At 66.3% G+C, this 26,294-nt stretch carries 26 protein-coding genes; 18 read left to right on the forward strand and 8 right to left on the reverse strand.

Features of this window, described 5'->3' with window-relative positions; all coding sequences use genetic code 11:
* Positions 1–28 precede the first annotated feature (28 nt).
* From AC3ERS_RS03285 to AC3ERS_RS03320, 8 genes are all read left to right on the forward strand, one after another.
* Positions 29–400 carry a hypothetical protein gene (locus tag AC3ERS_RS03285; protein ID WP_431963279.1) on the forward strand — a complete coding sequence of 124 codons (372 nt, stop codon included), beginning with the start codon at positions 29–31 and terminating at the stop codon, positions 398–400.
* 27 nt (positions 401–427) lie between these two features.
* Positions 428–1,948, forward strand: a complete 1,521-nt coding sequence (locus tag AC3ERS_RS03290) for a hypothetical protein (protein ID WP_431963281.1) — start codon at positions 428–430, stop codon at positions 1,946–1,948.
* A gap of 1 nt (position 1,949) precedes the next feature.
* The gene (locus tag AC3ERS_RS03295) at positions 1,950–2,303 is read left to right on the forward strand and encodes a hypothetical protein (RefSeq protein WP_431963283.1); all 354 of its coding nucleotides are present in this window, start codon (positions 1,950–1,952) and stop codon (positions 2,301–2,303) included.
* A gap of 2 nt (positions 2,304–2,305) precedes the next feature.
* Positions 2,306–3,343 (forward strand): toprim domain-containing protein, encoded by a 1,038-nt coding sequence (locus AC3ERS_RS03300; protein WP_431963285.1) that lies wholly within the window; start codon positions 2,306–2,308, stop codon positions 3,341–3,343.
* A 25-nt stretch (positions 3,344–3,368) separates the two neighbouring features.
* Positions 3,369–3,776, forward strand: coding sequence for a hypothetical protein (locus tag AC3ERS_RS03305; RefSeq protein WP_431963287.1), 408 nt, complete (start codon positions 3,369–3,371; stop codon positions 3,774–3,776).
* Between the two features lie 101 nt (positions 3,777–3,877).
* A complete protein-coding gene (locus AC3ERS_RS03310) occupies positions 3,878–4,765 on the forward strand; it encodes a DUF2637 domain-containing protein (protein ID WP_431963289.1) in 888 nt (295 codons plus the stop codon).
* A gap of 28 nt (positions 4,766–4,793) precedes the next feature.
* Positions 4,794–5,123: a helix-turn-helix transcriptional regulator gene (locus tag AC3ERS_RS03315; protein WP_431963291.1), complete on the forward strand. Its 330-nt coding sequence runs from the start codon at positions 4,794–4,796 to the stop codon at positions 5,121–5,123.
* A gap of 2 nt (positions 5,124–5,125) precedes the next feature.
* A complete protein-coding gene (locus tag AC3ERS_RS03320; protein ID WP_431963293.1) occupies positions 5,126–6,274 on the forward strand; it encodes a tyrosine-type recombinase/integrase in 1,149 nt (382 codons plus the stop codon).
* 55 nt (positions 6,275–6,329) lie between these two features.
* Here AC3ERS_RS03320 and glnA read toward each other — a convergent pair whose 3' ends face one another.
* Positions 6,330–7,766 carry a type I glutamate--ammonia ligase gene (gene glnA / locus AC3ERS_RS03325; protein WP_431963295.1) on the reverse strand — a complete coding sequence of 479 codons (1,437 nt, stop codon included), beginning with the start codon at positions 7,764–7,766 and terminating at the stop codon, positions 6,330–6,332.
* 321 nt (positions 7,767–8,087) lie between these two features.
* Here glnA and AC3ERS_RS03330 point away from each other — a divergent pair, with 321 nt between their 5' ends.
* Complete coding sequence (locus tag AC3ERS_RS03330; RefSeq protein WP_431963297.1) at positions 8,088–8,540, forward strand: RDD family protein; 453 nt, start codon at positions 8,088–8,090, stop codon at positions 8,538–8,540.
* 115 nt (positions 8,541–8,655) lie between these two features.
* On the opposite strand, the gene AC3ERS_RS03335 is transcribed toward AC3ERS_RS03330, so the two are convergent.
* The 3 genes from AC3ERS_RS03335 to AC3ERS_RS03345 form a co-directional block, all read right to left on the reverse strand.
* Entirely contained in the window at positions 8,656–9,522 is an 867-nt protein-coding gene (locus AC3ERS_RS03335) for an alpha/beta fold hydrolase (protein ID WP_431963299.1), read from the reverse strand.
* Between the two features lie 196 nt (positions 9,523–9,718).
* Complete coding sequence (locus AC3ERS_RS03340) at positions 9,719–10,462, reverse strand: DUF4191 domain-containing protein (RefSeq protein WP_431963301.1); 744 nt, start codon at positions 10,460–10,462, stop codon at positions 9,719–9,721.
* A 68-nt stretch (positions 10,463–10,530) separates the two neighbouring features.
* Complete coding sequence (locus AC3ERS_RS03345; RefSeq protein WP_431963303.1) at positions 10,531–12,732, reverse strand: elongation factor G-like protein EF-G2; 2,202 nt, start codon at positions 12,730–12,732, stop codon at positions 10,531–10,533.
* 260 nt (positions 12,733–12,992) lie between these two features.
* On the opposite strand from AC3ERS_RS03345, the gene AC3ERS_RS03350 reads away from it, so the two are divergent.
* The 8 genes from AC3ERS_RS03350 (at position 12,993) to AC3ERS_RS03385 (ending at position 21,648) form a co-directional block, all read left to right on the forward strand.
* Positions 12,993–13,577 (forward strand): YbaB/EbfC family nucleoid-associated protein, encoded by a 585-nt coding sequence (locus AC3ERS_RS03350; RefSeq protein ID WP_431963305.1) that lies wholly within the window; start codon positions 12,993–12,995, stop codon positions 13,575–13,577.
* Positions 13,574–13,927 carry a type VII secretion target gene (locus AC3ERS_RS03355; protein WP_431963307.1) on the forward strand — a complete coding sequence of 118 codons (354 nt, stop codon included), beginning with the start codon at positions 13,574–13,576 and terminating at the stop codon, positions 13,925–13,927. The genes AC3ERS_RS03350 and AC3ERS_RS03355 overlap by 4 nt, the downstream gene beginning before the upstream one ends.
* A complete protein-coding gene (locus AC3ERS_RS03360) occupies positions 13,924–14,820 on the forward strand; it encodes a hypothetical protein (RefSeq protein ID WP_431963309.1) in 897 nt (298 codons plus the stop codon). The genes AC3ERS_RS03355 and AC3ERS_RS03360 overlap by 4 nt, the downstream gene beginning before the upstream one ends.
* Before the next feature lie 187 nt (positions 14,821–15,007).
* Positions 15,008–15,604 (forward strand): hypothetical protein, encoded by a 597-nt coding sequence (locus tag AC3ERS_RS03365; RefSeq protein ID WP_431963311.1) that lies wholly within the window; start codon positions 15,008–15,010, stop codon positions 15,602–15,604.
* 241 nt (positions 15,605–15,845) lie between these two features.
* Positions 15,846–17,168 (forward strand): MFS transporter, encoded by a 1,323-nt coding sequence (locus AC3ERS_RS03370; protein WP_431963313.1) that lies wholly within the window; start codon positions 15,846–15,848, stop codon positions 17,166–17,168.
* A gap of 378 nt (positions 17,169–17,546) precedes the next feature.
* Entirely contained in the window at positions 17,547–20,996 is a 3,450-nt protein-coding gene (locus AC3ERS_RS03375; RefSeq protein WP_431963315.1) for a phosphotransferase, read from the forward strand.
* A gap of 144 nt (positions 20,997–21,140) precedes the next feature.
* A complete protein-coding gene (locus AC3ERS_RS03380) occupies positions 21,141–21,383 on the forward strand; it encodes a hypothetical protein (protein WP_431963614.1) in 243 nt (80 codons plus the stop codon).
* The gene (locus tag AC3ERS_RS03385; protein ID WP_431963317.1) at positions 21,307–21,648 is read left to right on the forward strand and encodes a hypothetical protein; all 342 of its coding nucleotides are present in this window, start codon (positions 21,307–21,309) and stop codon (positions 21,646–21,648) included. Before AC3ERS_RS03380 ends, AC3ERS_RS03385 begins: the two co-directional genes overlap by 77 nt.
* 59 nt (positions 21,649–21,707) lie before the next feature.
* Here AC3ERS_RS03385 and AC3ERS_RS03390 read toward each other — a convergent pair whose 3' ends face one another.
* The 4 genes from AC3ERS_RS03390 to AC3ERS_RS03405 form a co-directional block, all read right to left on the reverse strand.
* Entirely contained in the window at positions 21,708–22,496 is a 789-nt protein-coding gene (locus AC3ERS_RS03390; protein WP_431963319.1) for an oxidoreductase, read from the reverse strand.
* A gap of 71 nt (positions 22,497–22,567) precedes the next feature.
* A complete protein-coding gene (locus AC3ERS_RS03395) occupies positions 22,568–23,143 on the reverse strand; it encodes a TetR/AcrR family transcriptional regulator (RefSeq protein ID WP_431963321.1) in 576 nt (191 codons plus the stop codon).
* A 346-nt stretch (positions 23,144–23,489) separates the two neighbouring features.
* Positions 23,490–23,936 (reverse strand): hypothetical protein, encoded by a 447-nt coding sequence (locus tag AC3ERS_RS03400; protein ID WP_431963323.1) that lies wholly within the window; start codon positions 23,934–23,936, stop codon positions 23,490–23,492.
* Positions 23,933–24,184, reverse strand: coding sequence for a hypothetical protein (locus tag AC3ERS_RS03405; protein WP_431963325.1), 252 nt, complete (start codon positions 24,182–24,184; stop codon positions 23,933–23,935). Before AC3ERS_RS03405 ends, AC3ERS_RS03400 begins: the two co-directional genes overlap by 4 nt.
* On the opposite strand from AC3ERS_RS03405, the gene AC3ERS_RS03410 reads away from it, so the two are divergent.
* Complete coding sequence (locus AC3ERS_RS03410; RefSeq protein WP_431963327.1) at positions 24,174–25,721, forward strand: nuclease-related domain-containing protein; 1,548 nt, start codon at positions 24,174–24,176, stop codon at positions 25,719–25,721. The genes AC3ERS_RS03405 and AC3ERS_RS03410 overlap by 11 nt on opposite strands.
* Positions 25,722–26,294 lie beyond the last annotated feature (573 nt).

The following is a 26,294-nucleotide window of genomic DNA, read 5'->3' on the forward strand; positions in this document are numbered from 1 at the left end:
CGAACCAGCACGGACAGGAGTGACTCCGATGGCTGACCAGAACAGGAGGATCCTGCCGATCCCCAGCGATCTGGACGAGCAGCTGTGGGAGTTCGAGGAGCGCATCGAAGAGGTGCGCCGCGACCTGCGGGCGATGCAGCAGCGTTACACCGAGCTGTCCCAGGCGCCCGAGGCGATGCGGGTCGATTCGCTCGGCGAACTGATCACCCCGGAGCAGGCGACCGAGCAGGTACTGATCGCGCTGGTCGGTGCTGACGCGCGCCTCGCCGAGACCGCGGGCACGCTCTCGCGCTCTCGCCGCTACTCCAGCCGACTCAGCCTCACCGACGCGGCCGCCGAGCGGCGTGAGCAGCTGCTCAATGAAGCCGACCGCCGCCAGCGTCCGCACCGTTCCCGATAACCCACTCCTGGAAAGGAATTCACCATCATGACCGACCGTAGCGTCGAAGACGAACTCGCCGCCGAGGCCCGCAAATTCGGCCACGCCATGGCCCAGCTGCTGCGCCTGCACGCCCAGGCCGGAACCTGGCTGGAACGGCGCAAGCTCCGGAAGGAAATCAGCCGCACGCTGCGCGAGCAGCGCCACACCGAGCAGGTCGACCGTGATCACCAGTTGTCGTGGACCGAGCAGATGATCGACCGCTACCGCGCCCACTCCCTGGCGGTCACCGACCGCGCTGCCGACCCGACCGTCGATCACGACCGCCGCTACCGCGACGCCCAAGCGCTGGCACGTCACGGCGACGAATTGCGAGCCCGGATCGTCACCAACACCAGGTTGACCCCGATCGAGCAGGGCATCGCCCTCGACGGTGTCGATGCCGCGACCACCTTCCCGCACTTCGAAACCGGTGGCGGACGACTGTTCTCGAACGCCCACAAGGTCCGCGGGGTCGAGGCCCTGCGCTACCGGGCCCAGGTGGCCCGCGAGACGGTCGTTGTCAACGAGCGTGCCGCCGCCGAGCGGACGCAGTGGCGGCAGGAGGGATTGGACGACGCGCGCCGCGCCAACGCCGAGGAGGCGTTGCTGGCTCGCATCAACGCCGCCCAAACGCCTCGCCACCGGTACCGCGCCGAAATGACGTGGAGCAACCCGGACGGTGGGGCGCTCATCGAATCCCGCGAGTTCGCGACCGAGCACACCGCTACCGACTGGATGAAGGCCAACATCAGCCGCGCGGCGTGGAACGACGGCACCGCCCTCCACGTCCAGACCATCGACGGCCACAGCGGTGCAGTGCAATACAGCGACTGGGGCCCTCCCGAGGCCGTCGCCGACCAGCTCGCGGTACGGAAGAGCGTGTTGCGTGAGCGGACGCTGAACATGTTGCGTGAGCGGACGCTGACCGGGCGGGTGCACCGCGAGTACCCCGCGGAGCGGACCGGTGAGACGGTCGCCGACCGCGAGCACGAGATGCCGCAGCGCGGCGGCATCGAGCGCCCGCCGGACCAGCCGACGACCAGACGCACCGAGCAGGACGCGGGAACCGCGGCCGCGGTCGGGCAGCAGCGGTTGGCCGAGATCGAACGCCGCTTGCGGGAGATCTCCGAGGACCGTGACCGCCTCACCTCGCGTGTGGGGATGTTGCAGCGCGGGATGGACGCGGTCACCGCCGACCGTGACCAGATCCGCAAGTCCCTGGCCAGCGCCGAGGGCCGCATCGAGGAGCTGAAGAACCGAAACATCCGCCTGGCCAACGAGATCGGCGAACTGCGGGACCGGCCCGACGCCGCCCAGGTCGCCGAGGAGCGTGACCGCTACAAGCGCGAACGCGACGAAGCCGTGGCCAAGCTGCACGCCCGCACCCCGGCCAAGGACCGCTACGGCAGCGCCGAAAAGGTCGCCCACGAACGGCTCGGCGACACCCAGGCATGGCCCGCACCCGAACGCCCCACCGGCGCCCAGCGCAACGGGCACGGCCGCAACGGCATCGACAGGAGCCGCTGACATGCAGCGCGAACACGAAGAAGCCATGCGCGTCGACTACGCCGAGCACGACCGCCTGTCTCGGGCGATGTTCGCCGACGGGGTCACCGACACCGACATCGACCGAATCGACCAGCAGCGCATCACGATTGAGCAGCGGTGGCGCTCGGGCCCGCATGTCGAGCACTGGGACTACCTGTCCGACGCGCATGAGGATTGGCGGGGCTCGCCGAAGGTGATGCACCGGCTGCTCGCCGACGTCGACCACAACGGCGGAGCGGGGATGACCGATGTCGAACACCGCAGCCAGCAGCAGGCCCGGCAGCTGACTGGCAACGACCGGCCCGCCCGGTCGCAGGTAACGCGGGAGCGCTGATCATGGATCCGCACTCGCACCACCAGGCCGGCCGGAGCTGGGAGACGATCATCACCGCGTTGGAACGCGGCGGATACGGTCCCGGCAAAGGCAACGGAGCCCCGGAGTCCTGGCAGCGGTACCTGTGCCCGGTCCACGAGGGCGACGGCCGACACCACACCCCGAGCCTGGGTGTCCGCTACGACCCGCGCCAGGCCAAGACCATCGTCCGCTGCTTCTCCGGCACACGCTGCGACGACGAGCAGGTGCTGTCCCGGATCGGTCTGCGAGTGCGGGACATGTTCGACCGACTACCCGAACGCACTCAGGGATCAGCCCGCCAGCCCACCGCTGGCGGGCGCCCCGCCCGCCCGGCCGGGCAGGTCGCGTCGCCGGTCGAGCGAGCGATCCTCGGTGCCCGTTTCCCGATCCCCGCGAAACGGGACCTCGGCGCTCACACCGGCCGCCCGGAGGTCGTCGACTCCTACATCTACCGGTGGCCGAACGGGCGCGTCGAGGGGGCGGTGCACCGCGTGCACACCCCGCGCGAGAACGGGCACGCCAAGTCCTTCTGGCAGGCCCGATGGACCGGAACCGAGTGGGAGAAGGGCGGATTCGCCCCGCTCCCGTGGAAGCTCGCGGACATCCGCGAGGCCCTCGACACCGGCCGCGAAATCTTCGTCGTCGAGGGCGAGAAGGACGCCCAACGCGCGCGGCAGGCCGGACTGATCGCCACCTGCAACGCCATGGGCGCCGGGAAGTGGAGCCCCGAGCACGCCAAATGGTTGCGCGGCGCGGCGCGGGTGGTCGTGGTCGCCGATCGCGATCAGCCCGGCTACCGGCACGCCGACAAGGTCGCCGCCTCGCTGGCCGGTCGCGTCGGCGAGGTCCGGGTGCTCCAGGCCCGCGGCGGCAAGGACCTGGCCGATCACTTCGACGCCGGATACGACCTGTCCGACCTCGACCCCGTCCCGTTTCTCGATCGCCACTACCGCCAGATCACCCCACACCCGCCGCAGGAGCGGTCCTTTCGCCGCCCCGACCGAACCCGAACCCGTTGAACCACAACACGAAGGAGACACCCCCATGACCAACACGCTCACCAACCGGTTCCGTCGCGCCGCCCGACCCCCGGCCGCGTTCGGCAAGAACACCCAGCCCGGCACCACCGTCACCGGCTACATCACCGCCATCGCTGAAGAACCCAAGCTCAAATTCGGCGGCGCCCCCGACGAGGTCGAACTCGACGAGAACGGCCAGCCCATTACTCAACTGGTCATCACCGTCCACACCCCGGCCGGGCCGCGGCTGCTGTTCGTGTCCTGGCGTATGGAACAGGCCATCGGCCAAGCCCTCGAAGCCGCCGGGGACGCCGAGTTCGAGACCGGCGCGACCCTGTCGGTCACCTTCACCGGACCCGACCCGGACTACCCGAAGGCCCGAATGTTCACCGCCAGCTACACCCCCGCACACCACACCAACCGCGGCCAGTAGCACCGTCACCCACCCGAAACGGCCGGGGACACCGCCAGCCAACGCGGTCCCCGGCCCCAGGGGCACCCGTTTCGACCGGCCCGATTGGAGAGGACCACCCGATGCCCGCGACACCCGCGTCGCCCACGACGACAGCAGGCGACAACCGTGCGACACATCCCGCTCGACCGGCGACACCCCGCGACAGCGGGGCGACGGCGGTGTTGCCTCGCCGGTTCGACCCCGCCGAAATCACCGCGCTGCTGATGACGATCGTCATCGGCGCCGGAGCGTTCGCCTGGTCGTTCGCAGCGCTGTCCGATCTATCGGACATGGCCGGAATCACCCCGAAACTCGCCTGGATCGGCCCCGTGTTCGTCGACGGCGCGATCATCCAATCCACCGTCGCCTTGGTCTCGCTGCAACGCCGCCGCAAGACCGGCGTCACCGTCCCCACCACGACCACCGGGTTCTTCTGGACGCAACTGCTGTTCGCCGAACTGGTCTCCATCATCGGAAACGGCCTGCACGCAGCCGAATCCGGCGAACGCATCCTGCCCGCCACCATCGCCGCCTGCGTCGCCGGCGCCGCCCCCGTCGCCGGACTCGCCGCCACCCACGGCCTCACCGCCCTGCTCGAAGTCCCACGCCACACCGAACCCGCATCGACCACCCGGGTCGAACAAGTCGACACCGTTCCGGAGACGAACGCCGATAGCTCGGCAACGCCAGGCGACACCCAGGCGACGGGAAGTGACAGCCCAGCGACACCAGGCGACACCCAGGCGACAGGCCCCTCCGACACGGCGACAGCGGGCGACACCTCGACACCGGTCGACCGCGACACCCACATCCTCGCCCTCGCCGATGCTGGGCACTCGACCCGCGAAATCGGCGCCGCTGTCGGCCTGCACCACGCCACCGTCGCCAAGATCATCGCCCGCCACCGTGCCAACGACGCCGACTCCAGCGCCGACGCCGGACTGCGCCTTATCACCGGCAGCCACTGACCAACTACGAGATAGCCAAGGAATAACGATGGTCGCTACGACCCCGCCCGCTGATCGCGCCCTGATCACCGTCGTCGCCGAAGCCTCGGCCACGACGCCGATGCCGCCGCATAACCACAAGGAGAGGAAGACGACCCCGATGACAAACAACAGCCGACCCGCACCTGAGCGTTACCTCCAAGCGATCGACTGCGAGGTGCTTACTGGAATTCCCGCTGCTACATGGCGTTACTGGGCGCACATCGGCGCCGGGCCCGCCAGCTTCAAACTGGGACGCCGCCGAGTGTGGCGCCTCAGCGTCGTCGAGGCGTGGATCGCAGAACAGGAAGCGAACACCCAGACCGGCGGTGCTGCCTAACAATGGCCATTCGACGGAACCGTCGGGCCGGAGTCGAAGACCTCTGGACGAAGGAGATTCGGGACGAGGGCGGCACGGTCCGGCGCGTACCGTCGAAGCTCCACGGTAAGGGCAAGCGCTGGCGTGCACGCTATGTCGACGACGCAGGCAACGAATACACCAAACGCTTCGCTCGTAAGACAGACGCACAACGCTGGCTCGACAACCAGGTGGCATCGCTCGTCCAAGGGACCCACGTCGCGCCGCGGGATGCCGCGATGACAGTGGGGGAGTGGTGCGACGAATGGCTCAAAGGCTATGCGGTGAATCGCGACGGCACCGTTCGGCAAGCGCGGGTCCATATCGCACAGATCAGGGCCGAGTTCGGTCATATCCGGATGTCAGCTGTACGTCCGTCGGCAGTAAAGACGTGGACCGCGAAGTTGAAAGACCGTGGCCACGAGGCAAGTTACATCTACGCCCTGCACGGTCGGTTGTCCCAGATCTTGGAGGACGCCGTTCTGGACGGGATTCTCGCCCGGAATCCATGCTCCAAGCGCACGTCGCCCCCGATGGGTAAGCAGAAGGTCTATTGTGCTACTACTCAACAACTTTGGGCACTGTATGACGCGATGCCGGAGCACATACGCATTGCAATTCTTCTTGGTGCCTTCGCCGGACTTCGTGTTTCTGAAGTCAGCGGGCTTCGCGTGGCCGAGGATGTCGACTTTGTCCAGTGCGTTGTGCACCCGAAGCAGCAATGGCCAGCGCGACCGTTGAAGACAGACGGCTCGGAGGCGCCCATCCCGATCCCCGAGGAGTTCGCGCTCATGCTCGAGGAGGCGGTGACGGCTCGTTCTGGCGAGCGCGTTGTGACTGACGATTTCGGGAAGCCGGTCCCGCCGTGGCAGATCGAGCGGGCGCTCCGGGCGGTGCGGCCGAGCATTCCCGGTCTGCCGGAGGAGTTCACGTTTCAGGATCTGCGCCACTACCTCGCGTCACTTCTGATCGCGAACGGAGCGAACATCAAGGTCGTCCAGGCGAGGATGCGTCACGCGACCGCCAAGACCACGCTGGACGTATACGGCCACCTTTGGCCGGATACGGACGAGTCCACCCGCCTGGTGATCGCTTCTGTGATCACCGAACGGGTGGACTCGTTGTCCGCCTAGTGCGTACCGACTGCGTACCGAATGCGGTTTTCAGCCGCATTCGCGCAGGTCAGGCTTACACGTCGAAGTAGAGCTCGAACTCGTACGGGTGCGGACGCAGGTTCACCGGGGCGATCTCCTGGGTGCGCTTGATGTCGATCCAGGTCTCGATCAGGTCCGGGGTGAAGACGTTGCCTTCGGTGAGGTAGTCGTGGTCCTGCTCGAGGCGGTCGATGACCGACGCCAGGCTGGTGGGGGCCTGCGGGATGTTCTTGGCCTCCTCCGGCGGGAGCTCGTAGAGGTCCTTGTCGACCGGGGCCAGCGGCTCGATCTTCTTCTTGATGCCGTCCAGGCCGGCCATCAGCATGGCGGCGAAGGCCAGGTACGGGTTACCCGAGGAGTCCGGCGCGCGGAACTCGATGCGCTTGGCCTTCGGGTTGTTGCCGGTGACCGGGATGCGGACCGCGGCGGAGCGGTTGCGCTGCGAGTACACCAGGTTGATCGGGGCCTCGTAGCCCGGAACCAGACGGTGGTAGGAGTTCACGGTCGGGTTGGTGAACGCCAGCAGCGACGGCGCGTGGTGCAGGATGCCGCCGATGTAGTGGCGCGCGATGTCCGACAGACCGCCGTAGCCGGCCTCGTCGTGGAACAGCGGCTTGCCGTCCTTCCACAGCGACTGGTGCACGTGCATGCCCGAGCCGTTGTCACCGAAGAGCGGCTTCGGCATGAAGGTGACGGTCTTGCCTTCCTGCCACGCGGTGTTCTTCACGATGTACTTGAACAGCTGCAGGTCGTCGGCAGCGTGCAGCAGGGTGTTGAAGCGGTAGTTGATCTCCGCCTGGCCCGCGGTGCCGACCTCGTGGTGGCCGCGCTCGAGCTCGAAGCCCGCGTTCTGCAGGTTGGTCGAGATCTTGTCGCGCAGGTCGACGTAGTGGTCGTACGGCGCGACCGGGAAGTAACCACCCTTGTTGCGGACCTTGTAGCCGCGGTTCAGGGTGCCGTCCGGGTTGAACTCCGCGCCGGTGTTCCAGGAGCCGGAGATCGACTCGATCTCGTAGAACGCGCCGTTCATGTTCGACTCGTAACGGATCGAGTCGAAGACGTAGAACTCGGCCTCGGGGCCGAAGTAGGCGGTGTCGGCGATGCCGGTCGACCGCAGGTACTCCTCCGCCTTGCGCGCGATGTTGCGCGGGTCACGCGAGTAGGCCTCGCGGGTGAACGGGTCGTGGACGAAGAAGTTCAGGTTCAGCGTCTTGGCAGCGCGGAAGGGGTCGATACGCGCGGTGCTGTAGTCGGGGAGCAGGAGCATGTCCGACTCGTCGATCGACTGGAAGCCGCGGACGGACGAACCGTCGAACGCTAGACCCTCTTCGGCGAGGTCAGCCGTGAAGGCCTTGGCCGGGATCGAGAAGTGCTGCTGCACACCGGGAAGATCGCTGAAGCGGATATCGACGTACTCGATGTCCTCTTCCTTGATGTACTGGATGACCTCATCGGCCGTGCTGAACGTCACTTGTTCTCCTTACGGATCGGTTCCCAGCCAGTGTCGATTGCATGGGTTCGTCGCGACCAGACGCTATGGATGCGGTGTTTCCCTACAGTCAAGGCTGTGTTTCGCCAGTGTTACACGTGCGGCTGGTCGGGTGGCGATGGCCACCCTGTCTCGCCAAGCATGGTAATCCTCCCATCCGCCGCGCGCCCCGTGACGTTGAGCTCCCCCTTTGCGGTGCTGGGCGCACCAGGGTAGCCGCTGATCAGGCGCTGTCGGGCGTGGTCCGCCGTCGAACCCGCGCCGGGCCGAGTGGAGGCGAGACAGCCGCCTATTCTGGAGGCCATGGCGCGTATCACCGGATCCTGGCTTTCCGGACCTTCTGCGGACCCCGGGGACTCGGCTACGTCCGAGTTTCCTGGCGAACTCCTCGGGCTGCCCCGCGACGGAGCGGGCTCGCTGGCCGGGATGGGCCGCCGGATCGCGGCGCTGTTCGTGGACTGGATGATCGCGGTCGGCATCTCGGCGCTGATCGTGCGCGGTGTGAACGCGAACCTTCCGCTGCTCATCTGGTTCGTCATCGGCGTCGCCGCGGTCTCGCTGTTCGGCTTCACGCCGGGGCAGTACTTCCTCCGGTTGCGGGTCATCCGGGTCGACGCGGCGGCCCCGGTCGGCTTCGTCCGGGCATTGGCGCGCCAGGTACTGCTGATATTCGTGGTGCCCGCGCTGTTCACCGACGGCGACGGCCGCGGCATGCACGACCGGGCGACGGGCACCGCGCTGGTCAAGTCGCGGTAGGACCGCCATTCGAACCCTGCCCGCGGGTTGGGGCGATCGAGCGGAGAGAAATGGTGGTTCGACGCGGCGCCATTTCTCTCCGCTCGATGTGCTGTAGCCGCGTGAGAGGGGCCCGCTACCGGACCGTGCGCCCCAGGAAGTCGCGAATCAGTGCGGCGATCTCGTCGCCGTGGGTTTCCAGGGCGAAGTGCCCGGCGTCGAGGAGGTGCAGTTCCGCGTCCGGCAGGTCGCGGAGGTAGGCGCGGGCGCCGTCGGCTCCGAAGATCTCGTCGTGCTCGCCCCAGGTGATCAGCACCGGCGGCCGGTGGTCGGCGAAGTACTTCTGGAAGTCGGGGTAGGAGTCCAGGTTGAACTGGTAGTCCCAGAAGAGCTGGAGCTGGATCTCCTTGTTGCCGGGACGGTCGAGGTAGGCCTGGTCCAGGGTCCAGGTGTCGGGGCTGACGCGGTCGCGACGGTCCTCGGGGACGCCGTGCAGGTACTGCCATTCGGTGGCCTCGAGTTCGAGCAGCTTGCGGACCTCGGCTTCGTTGGCGGCGCGGTCCTTCGCGTGCGCGAAGAGAATCTCCCAGAACGGCGTGAAGCCCTCGAGGTAGGCGTTGCCGCTCTGCGTGACGATCGCGGTGACCCGCTCCGGGTGGCGGCTCGCGATGCGCAGTCCGATCGGCGCGCCGTAGTCCTGGATGTAGAGGGCGAATCGGTCGACGCCGAGGGTGTCCAGGAGTTCGGCGGTGATCTCGGTGAGTTTGTCGAAGCTGTAGTCGAATTCGTCGACTCGCGGCATGGAGGACCGGCCGAAGCCGATGTGGTCGGGGGCGATCAGGTGGTAGTCGTCGCCGAGGTCGCGCAGGAGATTGCGGAACATCGCCGAGCTGGTGGGGAATCCGTGGAGCAGGACGAGAGTGGGGTTCGCGGGGTCGCCCGCCTCGCGATAGAAGACGGTGAGGTCCTGGATCTGGGCGGTCCGGTGGTGCACGACGGTCATGACTCTCTCCTTGGGTCGGTGTCGAACGGGCTTTAACCACTCAAATCAATTTGAACAGTTAGATACGGGCCGACTGTTCCCGCCTCGGAGAGGTTTTTTCGACTTTTCGGCGGCCGATCGCCTGACCAGGCCTGTCCCGGAAAAGACGAAGGCCCGCGTCCCGGAATGTGGGACGCGGGCCTCGTGAAAGCCGTACTCAGCGCCTGCGGATCGTGCGCTGCACGCCGCGCATCTTGGCGCCCGCGGGCATCGGGCCCTTCGGCAGCGCGGGACCGCTGCGCGAGCTCAGGGCGGCGAGCCTGCCCTCGATGTTGTCGATGCGCTTGGTGTCGATGTTGCGCGGCAGCTTGGTCAGGTAGCGCTGGAGTTCCTTCAGCGGGACCTGACCCTCCTCGTTGCCGACGATGACGTCGTAGATCGGGGTGTCGCCGATGAGCCGCGCGGTCCGCTTCTTCTCCTGGGCGAGCAGCCCCTTGAGCCGCTGCGGCGAACCCTCACCGACGAAGACCACGCCGGGCAGGCCGATCACCCGGTGCACCGCGTCCAGCTGGGTGGTCGCCGCGACGCCGTTGCTGACCCGCCACTTGCCCTGCAGGTTGTCCAGCACCCACGCGGCCGCGCCCGCCTGACCCTCGGCCTTCGCGTAGACGTTCTTCTGCACGCGACGCCCGAAGAGGATGAACGCCACCAGCACGCCGAGCAGGATGCCGATCGGAAGCAGGAACCACTGCAGATCGAAGATCAGCCCGATCACCAGGAACAGCACGGTGATGCCGAGCACCGCGCCGATCATCAGGGGCAGCAGGAGCTTGTCTTCCTTGCGCTGCATCTGGAACGCCTGCCAGAGCTGCTGGCGCCGCTCCTTCGACGCCTGCTTGCGCGCCGCCTTCGCTTCGGCCTTCGCTTCCTTCGACGGGTTACCGCCCTTGCCTGCTGCCATGTGTTTCAGAATAGTGGCCGCCGAGCTCATCATTTGCGCCGGGACGGTGGACAGTTTCGAAGGGTTGATCAGCCCTTGCCGTTTTCCCGGAGCGCACCGGCGAGCTGCGACGGCATCGGCTCGTGACGCGCGTAGGTCCTGCTGAAATCCCCGGTCCCGTGCGAGAGCGAACGCAGGTCGATCGCGTAGCGGCTGAGTTCCAACTCGGGCACCTCGGCGCGGATCCGCGTGCGCCCGGTCCCGTGCGGTTCCGTGCCCAGCACCCGTCCGCGACGACTCGACAGATCGCTCAGCACCGGCCCGAGGTAGTCGTCGGAAACCACGACCCAGACCTCGGCGAACGGCTCCAGCAGATCGATGCCCGCCGTGGCCGCCGCCTCGCGCAGCGCCAGGGCGCCCGCGGTCTGGAACGCGGCATCGGACGAGTCGACCGAATGCGCCTTCCCGTCGAACAGCGTGACCCGCACATCCACCAGCGGATACCCCGCGGCGACTCCGCGCGCCGCCTGCGCGCGCACGCCCTTCTCCACCGAAGGAATGAACTGGCGCGGCACCACACCGCCGACGACCTTGTCCACGAACTCGAGCCCCGAACCGCCCGGCAGCGGTTCCACCTCGATCTCGCACACCGCGTACTGCCCGTGCCCACCCGACTGCTTCACGTGCCTACCGCGCGCTTTCGCCGTGCCCGCGAACGTCTCTCGCAGCGCGACCTTGTGATCGACGGTGTCCACCTGCACCCCGAACCGGGTGCGCAGCCGCTCCAGCGCGACATCGCGGTGCGCCTCGCCGAGGCACCACAGCACCAACTGGTGTGTCTGGCTGTTGTTTTCCACGCGCAGGGCGGGATCCTCCGCCGCAAGCCGGGCCAGACCCTGTGAGAGCTTGTCCTCGTCGGACTTGCTGTGCGCGCGAATCGCGATGGGCAGCAAGGGATCCGGCATCGGCCATGGCTCGATCACCAACGGCTTTCCTGTGCCCGACAGTGTGTCGCCGGTCTCGGCGTGGCCGAGCTTGGTGACGTACGCGATGTCGCCCGCGATGGCCTCGCCCAGCGGGCGCTGCTGCTTGCCGAACGGCGCCGTCACCGAACCGACGCGCTCGTCCACGTCGTGGTCAGGGTGCCCGCGGTCGGCCAAGCCGTGCCCGCAGACGTGCACGGTGTCGTCGGCGTGCAGGGTGCCGGAGAAGACGCGCACCAGCGACACTCGGCCCACGTACGGGTCCGAGGCGGTGCGGATGACCTCCGCGGCCAGCGCGCCGTTCGGGTCGCAGGCCAGCGGGGTCGGCGCGGCGCCGTTGGTCGCGGGCGCCGCCGAGACGACGTGTTCGGTCGGGGCGGGGAAACCGCCCGTGATCAAGTCGAGCAACTCCATCGTGCCCAGCCCCTGCCGCGCTTCCTCCGGCGCGGGTGCGCCGAACAGCACCGGGTGGAAACTGCCGCGCGCCACCGCGCGCTCCAGATCGCCGACCAACGTGTCCAGTTCTATGTCCTCGCCGCCGAGATAGCGCTCCATGAGCGACTCGTCCTCGCTCTCGGCGATGATGCCCTCGATGAGCCGATTCCGCGCCTCGTCCAGCTCCGCGGCCTGCTCCGCCGACGGCTCGCCGCGAACTCCTTCACCAGAGGCGTAGTCGACCACGCAGTGTGGCAGCAACTCGATCAGCCCCGTGACCGGGCGGTGCCCATCGACGCCACGCGGCCCGTACACCGGCAGATGCAGCGGCAGGATGTTCTCCGACGCCCCGCCACCGAGCACTTCCCGGCACGTCTGCACCATCTCCTCGAAGTCCGCGCGCGCGGTGTCCAGGTGCGTGATGACGATCGCGCGCGGCATGCCGACGGCCGCGCACTCCTCCCACAGCGCACGAGTCGCCCCGCTCACCCCCTCTGCGCCCTCGGCCGCCGAGATGACGAACAGCGCCGCGTCCGCCGCGCGCAACCCCGCCCGCAGCTCGCCGACGAAGTCCGCGTATCCCGGCGTGTCGACCAGGTTGACCTTCATCTCCTGCCACGCCAGCGGCACCACCGACACCTGCACCGACCGGTGCTGCCGATGTTCGATCTCGTCGTAGTCCGACAGCGAGGTGCCGTCCTCCACCCGCCCCGCGCGATTCACCGCGCCCGTCGTCAGCGCCATCGCCTCGACCAGGGTCGTCTTCCCCGCTCCGCTGTGACCGACCAGGACCACGTTCCGAATGCGTTCCGGCCGATCCACCGTCACTGCTCTGCCGTTGCCCCCGGCAGGTCCACTCGATTTGTCCACCATGTGTCACGCTTCCTCGCCTCGACACCGCGGTCATATCGAGCTTCCCACCATCGGTAGCCGTGCGTCCACGAATCGGGGGAGAAGGGCGAGGAGCTGGGCCGACGGTCCGTGGGCGCGCAATGGCCGAACAAGATCGTCTCGGCAGATCTCGATGGAACCGATTCGACGGCGCTCGCGTCAGAGGAAGAAGGCGACACCCACAACGTCGTGAGAGCTGCACGTCGCCCGCAGGGATGTAGGAGTTCGAGTAGGAGGGGTTGATGACCGTATTCGATCCGAGCCGTATCGCGGAGGACATCGCGCACATGGCAGCGGATTTCGAGCGTCAGGCCGAGCGATTCGAGCAGTTGCGCGAGCGCATGGCGGCGCTCACCGCCACGGAGTCCAGCAGCGACGGGCGCATCGCTGTCTCGGTGAACAACAACGGCGTCCCCACCGACATCGTGCTTGCTGTCGGCACCCGGGGCATGGATCCCGCGGCGGTCTCGGCCGAGATCATGTCGTGCATGCGCAGAGCTCAGGCGACACTGCGCGCGCAGGTCGCGGAGACCGTGCAGAACACCGTGGGCGACGATCCGGCAGGCGCGGCCATCGCTGATCAGTACGCGAAGAGTTTTCCGGATGTCCCGGCTGGCGACGTTCCGAACTACGCGCTGCCGGAGCCACCGGCTTCCGCGCCACCGCAGCTGTCGGCGTCCCCACAGTCGGCCGTGAGCGTCACGCCCGCCCCGTGGGAATCGGCCCCACAGCCGCGTAACCGCAAACCCGATCGCGATCAGGTCGTGCGGCCGGACGAGCCGGACGAAGACGACGCGTACTACAACCGCAAATCCTGGCTGGTGTGATCATGGGAAATCCTGATGCGATCTCGGTGGATCCGGATGAAGTTCGCAATCATGCGGGCAAAGTGAAGCAGCTCATCGAAAGTCTGACGCTGTCGCTGGAAGCCGCCTCCTACCTCGGTGCCGCGGACGACGGATTCGGCGCTATTCCACGGCCTTTCGTGCAAATGGTGCTGGACGACAATCATCAGAACACCATCGAGGTGCTCCGCAAACTCGGTGAGGACGTCGCACAACTGCCGGACAAACTGAAGGTCGTCGCGGAGACGTTCGATGACAAGGACACCGCTTTCAGCAAGTCGTTGGGAGAGCTGCGCGAGGAGATCGCCGCGGCGAACGGGGAGGCGAAGTGAGCACTCAGATTGGCAACTGGTTCAACGAGCACACCGCGGGTTTCGATGACGAGAAGAAACCCACCGACAACCGATTGATCGCGAACGGAACCGACTACCGCGAGGAGTACTTCCAGGAGACGGTCTTCTTCCTGTCGGACGTCGGGCTGAAGCAGGACGAGGAGACCAAGCGCCCGGGATTTCTGAACGGCACCATCGCCGGTGACGCCTGGGAGGCATACGCCAACCTCAGGAACGGCAAGACGCTCGAGGCGATCACCGGTGGTGTGGCAGCCGGCGTAACGGCCTTCGACGCGATCAAGGACCCGTTCGGTTTCGCCGGCGAACAGATCGCAGGCTGGATGCTCACCCACGCCGAGCCGTACCGGAAAGTGCTGGACGCGCTCGCAGGCAACGACAAGATGGTGAAGGCGTATTCCGAGAGCTGGACGAACATCGCCAACGAACTCACCGGCATGAGCGAAACCTGGAAGAAGAGCCTGGGCGAGGACATCGCGACATGGACCGGTAGCGCCGGTGACGCCTACCGGAACCGTGCCACCGACATGATCGATCAGATTCTCGGAGCAGGCGGTGTCGCGGCCAGCCTCGGGGAGGCGATGCAAATCGTGGCGGACATCGTCAAGGTTTTCCGGAAGATGGTGCAGGACATCCTGGCCAGTCTGCTGGGCGCTCTGATCGGATACACGATCGAACTCGCGCTGACGCTGGGTGGCGGGGCCGCGCACGTCATCGCGTCGGTGTATGGCCGATTCGCGCGCGACGGTTTCAAGATCTCGATGCTGCTTGTCGAGATGGCGAAGGCCTTCGGAGACCTGAACACCCTCATGCAGGCTGTCATGGGTGTCATCAACGCCCTGCTCGGCAAGCAGAACCAGCCGCAGACGGCATAGCGGAGAACTTCGGCTGTTCGCGGGTGTGTGCCTCGAACAGCCTGCGCATACGGAGAGACGAAACCTCATGAGCTACGAACCACAGCCCGGCGCGCGCTTCGGAACACCCGACACTGGCTCTTCCTCAGGTGTCCCGCCGACCAGACCCGCGGGTCACAACGGACTCGCCGCGTATCCGGGTCGCAATATGCCGCCGCACAACGGGATTCAGCCGCAGCACGGTTTTGCGCCGCCCGGCGGCGCCTATATGACTCCGCCGCCCGGCACTATCGGTCCACACGGGTTCCTGCTGAAGCACGGGACCGCTGTGGATCCGGTCGACGCCTATCGCCCGGAGCCCGGAGAGACAGGAATCCTGGTGGATGCCAGCTACTTTCGATGGTGGATCGCCGCCGGTGCCTATGCGTCGGCCCGACCGAGGATCTTCGTGGACGGCGTCGAGGTACCGGATGTGAACTGGGGGAGGACGCATATCCCGACGACTCCCGGACTGCACCACGTCGAGGTCTCGACCAGTAAGCCGAAATGGTGGTACGAGTGGATTTTCCAGTCTTGGGTGCGCGATATGGGGTTCGCCGATACGGTGGTCCCGGTCGCCGCAGCTCACTGCACACTGGTCCACTATCGCTCCCCAGGGCTGTACGTGCTGCGCGGTGCGATCGGCCCCGAGCCCATGCGATGGCCGGGGTTGAACTGGATCCGGTTCAGTTGGGTGATCACCGCAGTATTGGCAGCATTCGTGGGGTTGATGCTTGTCGGGGTCGTCCTCAACATCCTCGATTGACTCTGGCGGTGTAGGGGTTCGGTGCACGTGGCCGCCGGGCTAGCCGCACAGCGGCGGCCCGGCGGCGTGAGTCGGTGGCGGCGTGAGTCGGTGGCGGCGTGAGTCGGTGGCGGCGTGAGTCGGTGGCGGCGTGAGTCGGTGGCGGCGTGAGTCGGTGGCGGCGTGAGTCGGTGGCGGCGTGAGTCGGTGGCGGCGTGAATCGCAACTTGACGCGCCCGGTCTTCACAGCAAGAGTGCGCGGGTGGCTGTCACGACCGATGTGTCCCGAACTACGTTGCGCAAGGTCACCCTTCGGCTGGTGCCCTTCCTAGGCCTGCTGTATTTCGTCAACTACCTGGACCGCGTCAATATCGGATTCGCGGGCCCGAGCGGCATGAAGGCCGATCTAGGGCTGACCGAGACGGCGTTCGGATTAGCTTCCGGCATCTTCTTCCTCGGCTACCTGCTGCTGGAGGTGCCGAGCAACCTCGCCCTGCACCGGTTCGGGGCGCGGCGCTGGATCGCCCGTATCCTCCTCAGCTGGGGTGCGGTCGCCACCGCGATGGCGTTCGTGCCCAACGAAACCGTGCTCTACGTCTTGCGTTTCGCGCTCGGCATCGCCGAGGCCGGATTCTTTCCCGGCATTCTGCTGTACCTCACGTATTGGTTCCCGCAGTCGCAGCGGGCGAAGATCGTGGCGTTGTTCATGGTCGCCGTCCCGGTGTCCACGGCACTGGGCTCGACGGTTTCCAGCCTGATAATCCAATACGGTGAGGGCATTCTCGGCCTCAGCGGGTGGCGGTTCATGTTCCTCGTGGAGGGCATTCCCGCGATCCTGCTCGCGGTCGTGACGTGGTTCTATCTCACCGACAGTCCCGCGTTGGCACGATGGCTCACACCCGACGAACGCCGCTGGCTCAGTACTGAGCTCGCCTCCGAACACGAAGCGGTAGAACAAGCCGAGCACTGGACGGTGCGCAAAGCGCTCACCCATCCCCGCGTCTTCGGCCTGGCGCTGATCTACGGCGGCGTCGTCTACGGGTTGTACGCGCTCGGCTTCTTCCTGCCGACCATCATCAAAGGATTCGAGGAGCAGTACGGAGTCAGCTATTCGATTGTGCAGCGCGGGCTGATCAACGCGGTGCCCTACCTCATCGGGGCCGTCGTGATGGTCTGGTGGAGCAGGCACGGAGATCGCACCGGCGAACGTGCTTGGCACGTGGCGCTACCCGCACTCGTCGGCGGCCTCGCCATTCCTGTCGCGCTGTATCTCGGCAACCCGTTCGCGGCCATGACGGCGGTAACCATCTGCGCTATAGGGGTACTCGCCGCACTACCGACCTTTTGGGCGCTGCCCAGCGAGTTCCTCTCCGGTGCTGCGGCGGCAGGCGGGATCGCGTTGATCAATTCCATCGGAAACGTCAGCGGGTTCGCCGCGCCGTATGTGACTGGCTGGCTGAAAGATTGGACGGGAACGCAGCGTGCCGGATTGTGGGTGGTCGGCGGGTGCATGGTGGCATCGGCCTTGGGCGTGCTGGCGCTGCGCGGTCGGGGCGGTCGACGAGGTGAGGTGCAGCCGGTGTAGGGCCAGACACGGATGGGTGCCGAGACACTCCGTGATTCAAAGAACCCGCCCGTCCTTGATCTTCACCGCCTGTGAGTGGGACGACTTCACTGCCAGTGTCTCCCACGGCGCATTCGACGGCCCCTACATGTGGTCATCGCGCGGCCATGCTCCAGCTCCACTCCATGTCGGAGCATGGCCACTGTCGCGTCCGGGTCTGTGCCGAGGCGGGCTTCGTGCCGTTCTCGGCTTCGGGTTACTCTGTCGCTTCCTGCTCGACGCAGGACGTTGCGTGAGATCACCGCCGGTCGTATCGGCGAGTGCGGTTTTCCGTCCAGGCTCGAATGTTGTTGGCTTCTGCCAGAATTGATCCGTTCTTGTCAGGAGGGGGAAGACATCGTGGTGTTGACCGCGCGATTTCAGCCGGGGGCGGCGAGCCGCCCGTTCGTCGACCGTGAGCACGTGCTGACTCGGTTCGACGAACTGCTGGTCGAAGCCGCCGAACGTCCGCTGGTCATGCTGCTCAGCGGTGTCGGCGGAATCGGCAAGTCACGTCTGGTCACCGAGTTGCGGGCGCGCGTCGAGAAGAAGCATCCGGCGGCGGTGCTCGATCTGCAGGTGCCGAGTCACCGTCAGGCCGCGGACGGGCTGGCCGTGCTGCGCGTTCAGTTCGGTGCCCGGAAGATCAAATTCCACCGCTTCGACATCGCCTGCGCGGTGCTGTGGCAGCGCATGCATCCGCATCTGCGCCTCACCTCCGAATCGCTGACGCTTGCCGAGCACAGCGAGATCCTGACCGAAATCCTCAACGACGCCACCGGGATTCCGGTGTTCGGTACCGCGACCCGTCTGCTCGATCTGGGTGCGCGACGAGCGGTGCGCACCCGCCGGATACGCCACGACCCGATCCTCCAAGAGCTCGACCAGTTGAGCCTCGCGAGCCTGGAGACAGCTGTTTCCTACCTGTTCGCGCAGGACTTGAAGAACGGCACGGAGGGTAAGGGGCCCTACGTGGTATTTCTCGACGCCTATGAGGCCCTGATGGGTGGTACGGACCGCGAGGGCCGCGCCGCGGCTTCCGATGCTTGGTTGCGGGATGTGGTCGCGCAGCTGGACACCGGGCTGGTCGTGATCGCCAGCCGTGAGCCGCTGGGTTGGGAGCGGCATGATCCCGAATGGGGCTCGCGATTGCGGACCGTGCGGGTCGACGACCTTCCAGAGGACGCCCGATTCGAACTGCTCGATTCGTCGGGGATCGAGGACGCCGCCGAACGCGCGGCGATCTCGAGGTCGAGTGCGGGCGTGCCGTTCTACCTACATCTGGCGATCGACGCCCGCACTCGCGCGGGCTGGGTTGCGCCCGCGGAACTGGTCTCCCCGGAAACGATTCTCGAACGCTTCCTCCAGCACGTACGCCCCGACGAAGTTCGGATGCTGGAACTGCTCGGGCTGCCACGCACCTTCGATCGAGACATCTTCACCGCGGTGACTCGGCAATTCGAGCTGCCCGGTCATATTGCGGCATGGAAGTCCTTGATCGCGTACTCGTTCGTCTACTCCGCGGACGAGAGTGACGGTGCCGAGTACTACCAGCTGCACCAACTGATGGTCGCCGCATTGCAGCGCCGCCTGGACCCTGATGTCCGGCGAACGTTGCACGAGCTGCTGCATGACGTATGGTTCGCGCGCGCAGAGGGGCCGGCCGGTCGAGTCTCGGCGTTGCGCGAAGCCGGATACCACGGCGTACGGGCGGGGATTCTGTCCGCCGTGGCACTGCTTGCCTATGTCGATCGGATCGAAGCAGCTGGCGGGAGCCAGGGAATCGGCGGAGTGATCAGCGATCTCGACCGCTACCTGACCGAATCGCATGAGAATCTGGCAGGTATGGCGGAACTCTCGGAACTGAAGAAGTGCCTGGAAGCGGAAGCCGCCCTGCTACTCGGCGACGCCAAGCAGGCCGATCGGCTCACCCGTGATACGCCGCTGGAAAGGACCGGGCCGATCGCCGAGCGCCTTGCAGTCGCCGCGGCGAATGCGCGCCGCATACTCGGTGATACCGACGATGCCTTGGCGATCTATCAGGACGTGTGGTCACGGGGGTCGGGGCGGGCTCGGCTCGAAGCCGGGCTATGGGCGGCGGACCTGCACATGTGCCAAGGCCGATTCGGTCAGGCGCTGGCACTGTGCGAGGAACTCGTCACCATGGCCGATGACGACGATCATGCGTTTCTCGGGGATGTGGCGCGCTTGCGTCATCTCGCCTATCGGCTGGCGTTCGATACCGAGCGCGCCGCACAGTATCTGGCCGAGGCCGACACCCACTATCGAGCGGCGGGCAGCGTCGTCGGTCAGGCCAATATCGCGACGAACGTGGCCGAACTCCAGGCTCTCACCGACCCGGTCCAGGCGATCGAGGCCGCCGGAACCGCTATCACACGGCAGCGCGAACTCGGTGCCATGCACGAGCTCGGAAAGGCTTACACCGCCTTAGGTTTGGCTCGACTGTCGCTCGGTGAACTCGACGCCGCGGAGCGTGCGCTTGCCGAAGCGTGCGAGATTCTCGACAGTGTCGGGTATCGGTCGGGTCGTGCCAGGGCCGAACTGTTCCGCGCTGGGGTCTTCGCACGCCGCGGGCAGCGCGACGATGCGGTACGTAGTGTGCGCTGGGCGATATCCGAATTCGAAGGCGCGAACGTCTATCCGGGGCTGGTTCTCGTCGCACGGGCTGTGCTGGCGCTGTTCGGCTGGATCGAACCCGACGTCTCACGAGCAGCCGCAGCCGCCCGATTGCGTATCCAACCGCCGACGCCCGGACCGAGCATGGACCGTGACGCGGCGCGACTGATCTCGCGGGCACTCGGTGTGAACGCGAATGCGGTGTACGCCCAAGCTCTTTCACTTTCGCAAGCCGCCGCCGGGTACTACAACCACAATGTCCGAGTCGACGGCCCGATGGGTGCGGTGAATGTGCGGATCGCCGTCGAAGGTGCTGACGTGATGGACCTGCGCCAGTGGCCTGAGCCGGCGGTACTGATGGCGATCGAGCCGTTCGTCGCTTCGGCGCCGAGATTGCGCTGGGAATCGGCGCAGCCCGCCTATCAGATCCATGACCATATCGACGGCGATCTGTTGGACGATATTGCGCCGCGAGGGATTTCGGTCCCAACTCACGTGCCGGGGAATGTGGCGCAGCTTTTCGCAAACCTGCGGAATATCCCGCGCGAGTTGCTGCCACCGGTCGAAGACGGGTGGAGCGAGGAGCCCGCAGCCTTCGCTCGGCGACTGTCGGCAGTCACCGAACGTGTGCATGGTGAAAGCAGCGTCGTGTTCGGCGAGTTGTACCGCAGGCTTGGCGTCCCCGATCACCCCCTCGACCGTGTCCTCAATTCGTGGAATGCGCTCGAACCGAGGCCGTTTCGGATGGTGCACGCCGACGTACACCGCAAGAACATGATCGTGCGGAACGGGCAGGTCGTATTCATCGACTGGGAGCTCGCGCTGTATGGCGACCCGCTGTACGACGTGGCGACACATCTGCACAAGATGGGCTACTTCCCGCGGGAAAGGGAGTCGTTTCTCGCCGCGTGGGTTGCTGCCGAGCCCTACGCCACGAGTGGAGAGTGGCGGCGTGACCTGCAGGTCTACCTCGACCATGAACGGGTGAAGTCCGCCATTGTCGACTCGATTCGTTACCACAAGGTTCTCGCGCAGGGGCACGCGAGCGCGGAGCGGGAGTCGGCGCTGGTCGCCAGCTTGATCGGGAAGCTCCGGTTGGCGCGAGAGGTGTGGAGGCAGAGCGAGCCGGTCGACGGCACCGTCGTAGAAGCGGCTTTGCGCGACCGGTATTGAGGTGGGCAAGGCTGAGGAGGTCGCTCATATCGCGGCGGAGTGCGTGGTAGCGCTCAGTTGTAAGCCGCAGGGCTTGTTGGTTGGTGAGGTGTCGGGCCAGCGAGTGACAGGCTCGGGTGGGGATCGCTAGTGCGTTGACCACGAATGTCCGCCGGGTCGGGTGGCACGCCGCTGGGAATCCGGCACATCCGGTACTTCCATGGCTGCTACTCCCTCGGCGACGACCAGTTGTGGGGCGTCACCCGCCACCGCAAAGGCGGCGACCACAGCCTGGCCGTGCTGAAGTCGATCCTCGGCGCACGACCCGACGGTGCCGATCTATGTAATCCTGGACAACCTCTCGGCGAACAAGACACCTCGAATCCGTTCCCGGGCAACGGAAAATAGTGTCGAACTATGCTTCACCCCGACCAGCGCCTCGTGGGCGAACCCGATCGAGGCGCAGTTCGGGCCCGCGGCTCACCTTCGTCATGGGCGACTCCAACCACCCCAACCATCCGGTGCTCGTCGGCCGCCTGTAGGAATACCTGCGCTGGCGCAACGTCAACGTCCGACACCCCGATGTGCTGGCCGCCCAACGTCGAGAACCCGCATCCGCGGCGAACGCCAGCGGCGCTGGGGCCGGCCCCGAACCCACGCCACCGCAGCCTGACCGGTGAAGGTCGTGGTCGACGCGCGGGTCGGGCCGATGTCCTGATGCAGGGTGTCGGATCAGCTCGTCTTGATGGTCCCGCCGTCGATGACGAGGTCGGCTCCGACGATGTTGGCAGCCTTGCCCGAGACCAGGAACGTCACGAGGGCCGCGACCTCTTCGGGTTCGGAGATTCGGCGCGAGGCGATGCCGAACTGCTCTGGCAGCGCCGCCAGCAACTGTTCGTGCGAGATGCCCTGTGCGGCGGCGAGCTTCGCACCCACCCATTCGGAACCGCGCCAGATCCGGGTACCGACCACGCCCGGTGAGACCGTGTTGACGCGGACTCCCTGCGGACCGAACTCCTCGCTCAGGCGCTTGCCGAAGGCAGTGAGCGCGGCCTTGGCCTCGCTGTAGCCGACCGGCCCGGCGGATGGCATTCGCGCGTTGATCGAGGAGACGTTCACGATCGCGCCGCGACGGTCCAGCAGGCTGGGCAGGGCGGCGCGGGTCGCCCAGACGGCGCTGAACAGGTTGACATCCAGGAAGTGCCGCCACTGATCGTCGGTACTGTCGAGGAACCCGCCCAGCGTCAGTCGGTCGGGGTCGCCGCCACCGACGTTGTTGATCAGGATATCGATGCCGCCGAGCTCTTTCAGCGCGGTATCCACGAGCGCGGTGGCACCGTCTTGCGAGCTCGAGTCCGCCGAAACAGTAGCCACGGTGGCCTTTTCGAGTTCGGGTGTGATGGTGCGGGCAGCGCCGACCACGCGTGCGCCCGCGGCGGACAAGGTCTCGGCAACGGCCAGGCCGATGCCGCGGCTCGCTCCGGTGACGACGGCGGTCTTGCCGGTCAATTCGAGATCCATGGAGATTTCCTTTCTTGAACTACAGGTCAAAAATTGGGGCATACGAGAGCCATTGCAACGTGGCGTATGGGTCAGAGGGAGGTCAGGGCGACGTCGATGATGCGATACAGCGCTTCGGCGTCGCGGGTCTTGGCCATGATGCGCAGGCCGACGCTGGTGTTGAGCAGGAACTCGGCCGTGGCCTGCGCATCGACGTCGGGACCGATATCGCCGTCGCGTCGGCCCTGTTCGATCCGGGCGGCCAGCACCGCGACGATGCGCTCCTCGATGCCACGCAGGGCTCGGGTGATCTCCTCGTCGTGGCCACCGAGCTCGGCGGCCGTGTTCACGACCATACAGCCACGCCGAACCGGCTGTGCGACATCGGAATCCACGGTCTCACGCAGGTACGCGCCGATGCGTTCACGGGTGGTTCCCGGTTGGAACAGCACCTCCTCGGCGTGCTCCACGCCCATCCGTCCGTAGTGGGCCAATGCCCGGTCGAACAGTTGCCGTTTGCTGCCGAATGTGTGGTACAGGCTGCCCTTGCCGACGCCGGTGGCCTCGGCGAGTTGTGCGGGAGAGGTGCCGCCGTACCCGCGGGTCCAGAACTCCTCCATCGCGCGCTCGACCACGGTATCGGTTTCGAAGTTCCGCGGCCTGCCCATGCGAAGAACTCTAAATGTTCTTGACCCACAGGTCAAGAAAACTGGCGGTTGCGTCCGTTCGACCGTCCGCGTCGCTCAGCCGACAGGCTCGAACCGGTTCCGGCACACACCACCCCACACTCTCGACAGCAACTGCCGTCGTCGAAAGTGTCCGGACTCCCGGCCCGCCGCCTGGACCCGGCGGCGCATCACCCAACCCGGCGGTAGTTCGTTGTCAACGCACTAGGAAAGGCCGGCGACGGGTTGTGCGTCGCTGGAGAGGGCGCGCGGACACGACGGCTAAGAGACGCAACAACGGAGCGGGATCGTGGTATCTCACTCCGCTGTTGCGGTCCAACACTTTCGGTCAGGCCGAGATCGTCCCGCTCCAGGACGTGAACGACCGCCCCTTCGACCGACAGCTGAAGCTGCCGTGGAAGCCGGACTCGCAGCGCGCCCCCGCGTGCTCGATGTAGGAGCCCCACTGCCCGTCCCCGGTCTTCACATCCCTGAGCAGCGGGTTGCCGCTGGGCCGTGTGTACGGCGTTCCTGGATCGAAGGTCGGGTGCGCGGGCAGGAACGGCTGATCGATGACGATCTCGTTCACCGTCAGCAGGAAGGGCAGGAAGCTGTACTGCAAGCGCGTCGGTGATCCGAGATCACAACCGACGGTGCCGTCGTCGTAGATCGCGCAGTTGGTGCTGCCCGCGCTGAAGAACACCGGCCCCGATTCGGCCTGCGCGGTCGCGGCCAGCATCACCGGCGCCAGCGCGGCCGCCGCCACCCCGGCGATCTTCCCCACGATGCGTTTCATACGTACTCCTCGGACTCGATGTGGCCGAACAGGTCATTGGGTCTGTCGAACTCGGGAAGGTATTCGTTTCGGTTCGGTAGCTTCGGATCGGGCCGCCGTGCCTGCCGCCACGCCGGACACGCCAGCCCTTGTGTGGCCAATCCCCTGTTCTTACAGTGCCTTTCGATTCGCGAGGTGCCCCGGCGGCGAATAACGTTGAGCCGTCGATTGGCGTGGACGCGATGGAGGTGGCCGTCGATGCTGGTCATCAACGAACGAACGGCGATACCGAGATCCGAGCAGCGAGTGCTCGAGTGGATGCGGACATGGACGGGCCAGTACGTCATTGTGGGCCTGGCCATTTCAGGCTGCTACATCTCCGAGCGCGATCACAGAGGTCGAGCGCAGGAAGCGGATCTGGTGGTGATCACACCCCGAGCGGTCGTGGTCCTCGAGGTCAAGGGCATGGCTCCGGACGCGAGCGCAGGAACCCTCACCGTCCAGGCCAACGGCCGCTGGCGGCTGTCGGGGTTCGAGGGCGATCCGATCCACGTCCGAGAGCAAGACACGAGCCCGTTCGACCAAGTCACGAACAACGTCTTCAATCTGAAGGCGCTGGTGGGCAAACGCCATCCCGAAGCGTTCGTCGACGGCTTGGTCGTCGTCGTGCCGCCACGGGAATCGACCGTGACGTTGAACGTCGAATCGCGCAGGCACGGATGCGGCGTCGTGCTCGGCTCCACGCCGGGCGAACTGCGTGCTTGGTTCCACCGCACCGCGGGCCGGCGGTTCGTGTGGACCGCCGAGGACGTCCACGCGCTGCTGGAGGATCTGAACTTCGGCGAGCGGGTGACGATCGAAGAGCTTGTGGCGGAGGGGTTTCCGCGAGAGCGCAAGCCACTTCTCGACAAGGTGCCCGACCGACGGCCACGTGAACAGCCGCCGCCCTGGATCGAACCCGACCCCGACGTCGAACCGATCCCGACACCACGCAGGTCCGAGGGCGGCGGACACGCACCCTTGATCGAACCGGAGGATGCGGTGACGACGGAATCCGCTTTCCCGCTATCGGCAGAAGCGCCCGCTCCTACTCCGGAGGACGGCGCGGAAACCTCACACTCCGCGGTGGCCCTGGAAACCCAGCGGTCCTCGCACTCGGACGAGGCCGCCACACAGACATCGCCGGAAGGCTCGGTTCTGGTCGAGGACGACACCGATCCGCCGCACTCCGAGCGGGTCGAAACACAGTCGTCGGGACACGTGGTGCTGGTCAAGGGCGACCCCGAGCCCGCACGTACCGAGCATCCGTTGGCCACACTCCCCGACAGCGCCACGGAATCGCAGTTCACCGACCGTTGGTCCTCCTGGATACTGCCGGAGACCGAAACTCCCAGCCCGCGTGCCACTTCGGCCGCAATTCGCGAACCAGTTTGGCTCACGCCGGAGGTCGAGCCGCAACCGCTGCGTCGCCTCCGACCGGCACCCGTCCCGGAAACTCGGCACAGCGTCGCGATCCTCGGGCGGACGATTTCTCTTCCGCAAACATTGGAGGGCACCGGGGTTTCGGTGTTGCGCGACAACCATCGCGTCCAGCAACTGGCTGCCTGCGCCGTCGTCGCCATCACCCTCTGCGCGATCTGGCTCATGGCGTCCACCTGCTCGGCGAGGCCCGAGAGCGCGAACGAACCGCCCCGACCCGTTTCGCAATCCGAAGTCGTCCCGCCGCCGGCGCAGGTCGCTGAACAGTCCGACGCAGGGCCGATGGCCGTGCCGCCCGTGTGCTTCCCACTTCCCCCAGAATGCTGACGGGCGGTCGAGTCGAGACTTGCCGGTAGGGAACGCCGCGAAAGGTGCATGCCATCACATCGGCTCTTTTCTAGGGTTGACTCGCACGCGACAACCGTCGCACCGATGGTTCTCGCGTCTGACACGACGCTGCGGGTCGCTGGTACCTGGTTCTTTGCTCTTCTTTCCGTTGACGTTTCCCATAGCAAGGTTGGACGTGCCGACCTGCGATCGGGTTCCCTTCGGTTCGAGATCGGTTCGCACCGTCCACCGATCATGTCGAGTCTGCTCTCGCTCTCCGAGGTCTAGTATCTGAACGCTGTCTGCTGGTGACTCACGGACGCGGCTCGGCCGTCCTCAGAAGTTGCAGGAGGCCGTTGACGACGGCGTACTTCTCCGCCGACAGGGGATCGGTGGCGAGGTGCATGAGGTAGTTGCGGACATTGCGGACCTGTTCGAGAAAGTCGACAACCTGCTCGCGGTCGAGTCGTCACCCAAGTTTTGTTCCAGCGGACGGGGTCTCGCAGGAGAAGGCGTAGCTGCCGAAGGTGAGGTCGGAGCGTTCGAGGCGGGATTCCTGGTGTTTCGGGACAG

This window comes from Nocardia sp. bgisy134, from assembly GCF_057708325.1.

Excerpts from the sequence above, each read along its gene's own strand:
- AC3ERS_RS03390 (WP_431963319.1), bottom strand. The coding sequence starts at position 22,496 with ATGGATCTCGAATTGACCGGCAAGACCGCCGTCGTCACCGGAGCGAGC.
- AC3ERS_RS03285 (WP_431963279.1), top strand. The coding sequence starts at position 29 with ATGGCTGACCAGAACAGGAGGATCCTGCCGATCCCCAGCGATCTGGAC.
- AC3ERS_RS03330 (WP_431963297.1), top strand. The coding sequence starts at position 8,088 with ATGGCGCGTATCACCGGATCCTGGCTTTCCGGACCTTCTGCGGACCCC.
- AC3ERS_RS03315 (WP_431963291.1), top strand. The coding sequence starts at position 4,794 with ATGGTCGCTACGACCCCGCCCGCTGATCGCGCCCTGATCACCGTCGTC.
- AC3ERS_RS03400 (WP_431963323.1), bottom strand. The coding sequence starts at position 23,936 with ATGAAACGCATCGTGGGGAAGATCGCCGGGGTGGCGGCGGCCGCGCTG.
- AC3ERS_RS03295 (WP_431963283.1), top strand. The coding sequence starts at position 1,950 with ATGCAGCGCGAACACGAAGAAGCCATGCGCGTCGACTACGCCGAGCAC.
- AC3ERS_RS03345 (WP_431963303.1), bottom strand. The coding sequence starts at position 12,732 with ATGGTGGACAAATCGAGTGGACCTGCCGGGGGCAACGGCAGAGCAGTG.
- AC3ERS_RS03340 (WP_431963301.1), bottom strand. The coding sequence starts at position 10,462 with ATGGCAGCAGGCAAGGGCGGTAACCCGTCGAAGGAAGCGAAGGCCGAA.
- AC3ERS_RS03320 (WP_431963293.1), top strand. The coding sequence starts at position 5,126 with ATGGCCATTCGACGGAACCGTCGGGCCGGAGTCGAAGACCTCTGGACG.
- AC3ERS_RS03335 (WP_431963299.1), bottom strand. The coding sequence starts at position 9,522 with ATGACCGTCGTGCACCACCGGACCGCCCAGATCCAGGACCTCACCGTC.
- AC3ERS_RS03305 (WP_431963287.1), top strand. The coding sequence starts at position 3,369 with ATGACCAACACGCTCACCAACCGGTTCCGTCGCGCCGCCCGACCCCCG.
- AC3ERS_RS03300 (WP_431963285.1), top strand. The coding sequence starts at position 2,306 with ATGGATCCGCACTCGCACCACCAGGCCGGCCGGAGCTGGGAGACGATC.
- AC3ERS_RS03365 (WP_431963311.1), top strand. The coding sequence starts at position 15,008 with ATGCCGCCGCACAACGGGATTCAGCCGCAGCACGGTTTTGCGCCGCCC.
- AC3ERS_RS03410 (WP_431963327.1), top strand. The coding sequence starts at position 24,174 with ATGCTGGTCATCAACGAACGAACGGCGATACCGAGATCCGAGCAGCGA.
- AC3ERS_RS03310 (WP_431963289.1), top strand. The coding sequence starts at position 3,878 with ATGCCCGCGACACCCGCGTCGCCCACGACGACAGCAGGCGACAACCGT.
- AC3ERS_RS03395 (WP_431963321.1), bottom strand. The coding sequence starts at position 23,143 with ATGGGCAGGCCGCGGAACTTCGAAACCGATACCGTGGTCGAGCGCGCG.
- AC3ERS_RS03290 (WP_431963281.1), top strand. The coding sequence starts at position 428 with ATGACCGACCGTAGCGTCGAAGACGAACTCGCCGCCGAGGCCCGCAAA.
- AC3ERS_RS03405 (WP_431963325.1), bottom strand. The coding sequence starts at position 24,184 with ATGACCAGCATCGACGGCCACCTCCATCGCGTCCACGCCAATCGACGG.
- AC3ERS_RS03350 (WP_431963305.1), top strand. The coding sequence starts at position 12,993 with ATGACCGTATTCGATCCGAGCCGTATCGCGGAGGACATCGCGCACATG.
- AC3ERS_RS03380 (WP_431963614.1), top strand. The coding sequence starts at position 21,141 with ATGTCCGCCGGGTCGGGTGGCACGCCGCTGGGAATCCGGCACATCCGG.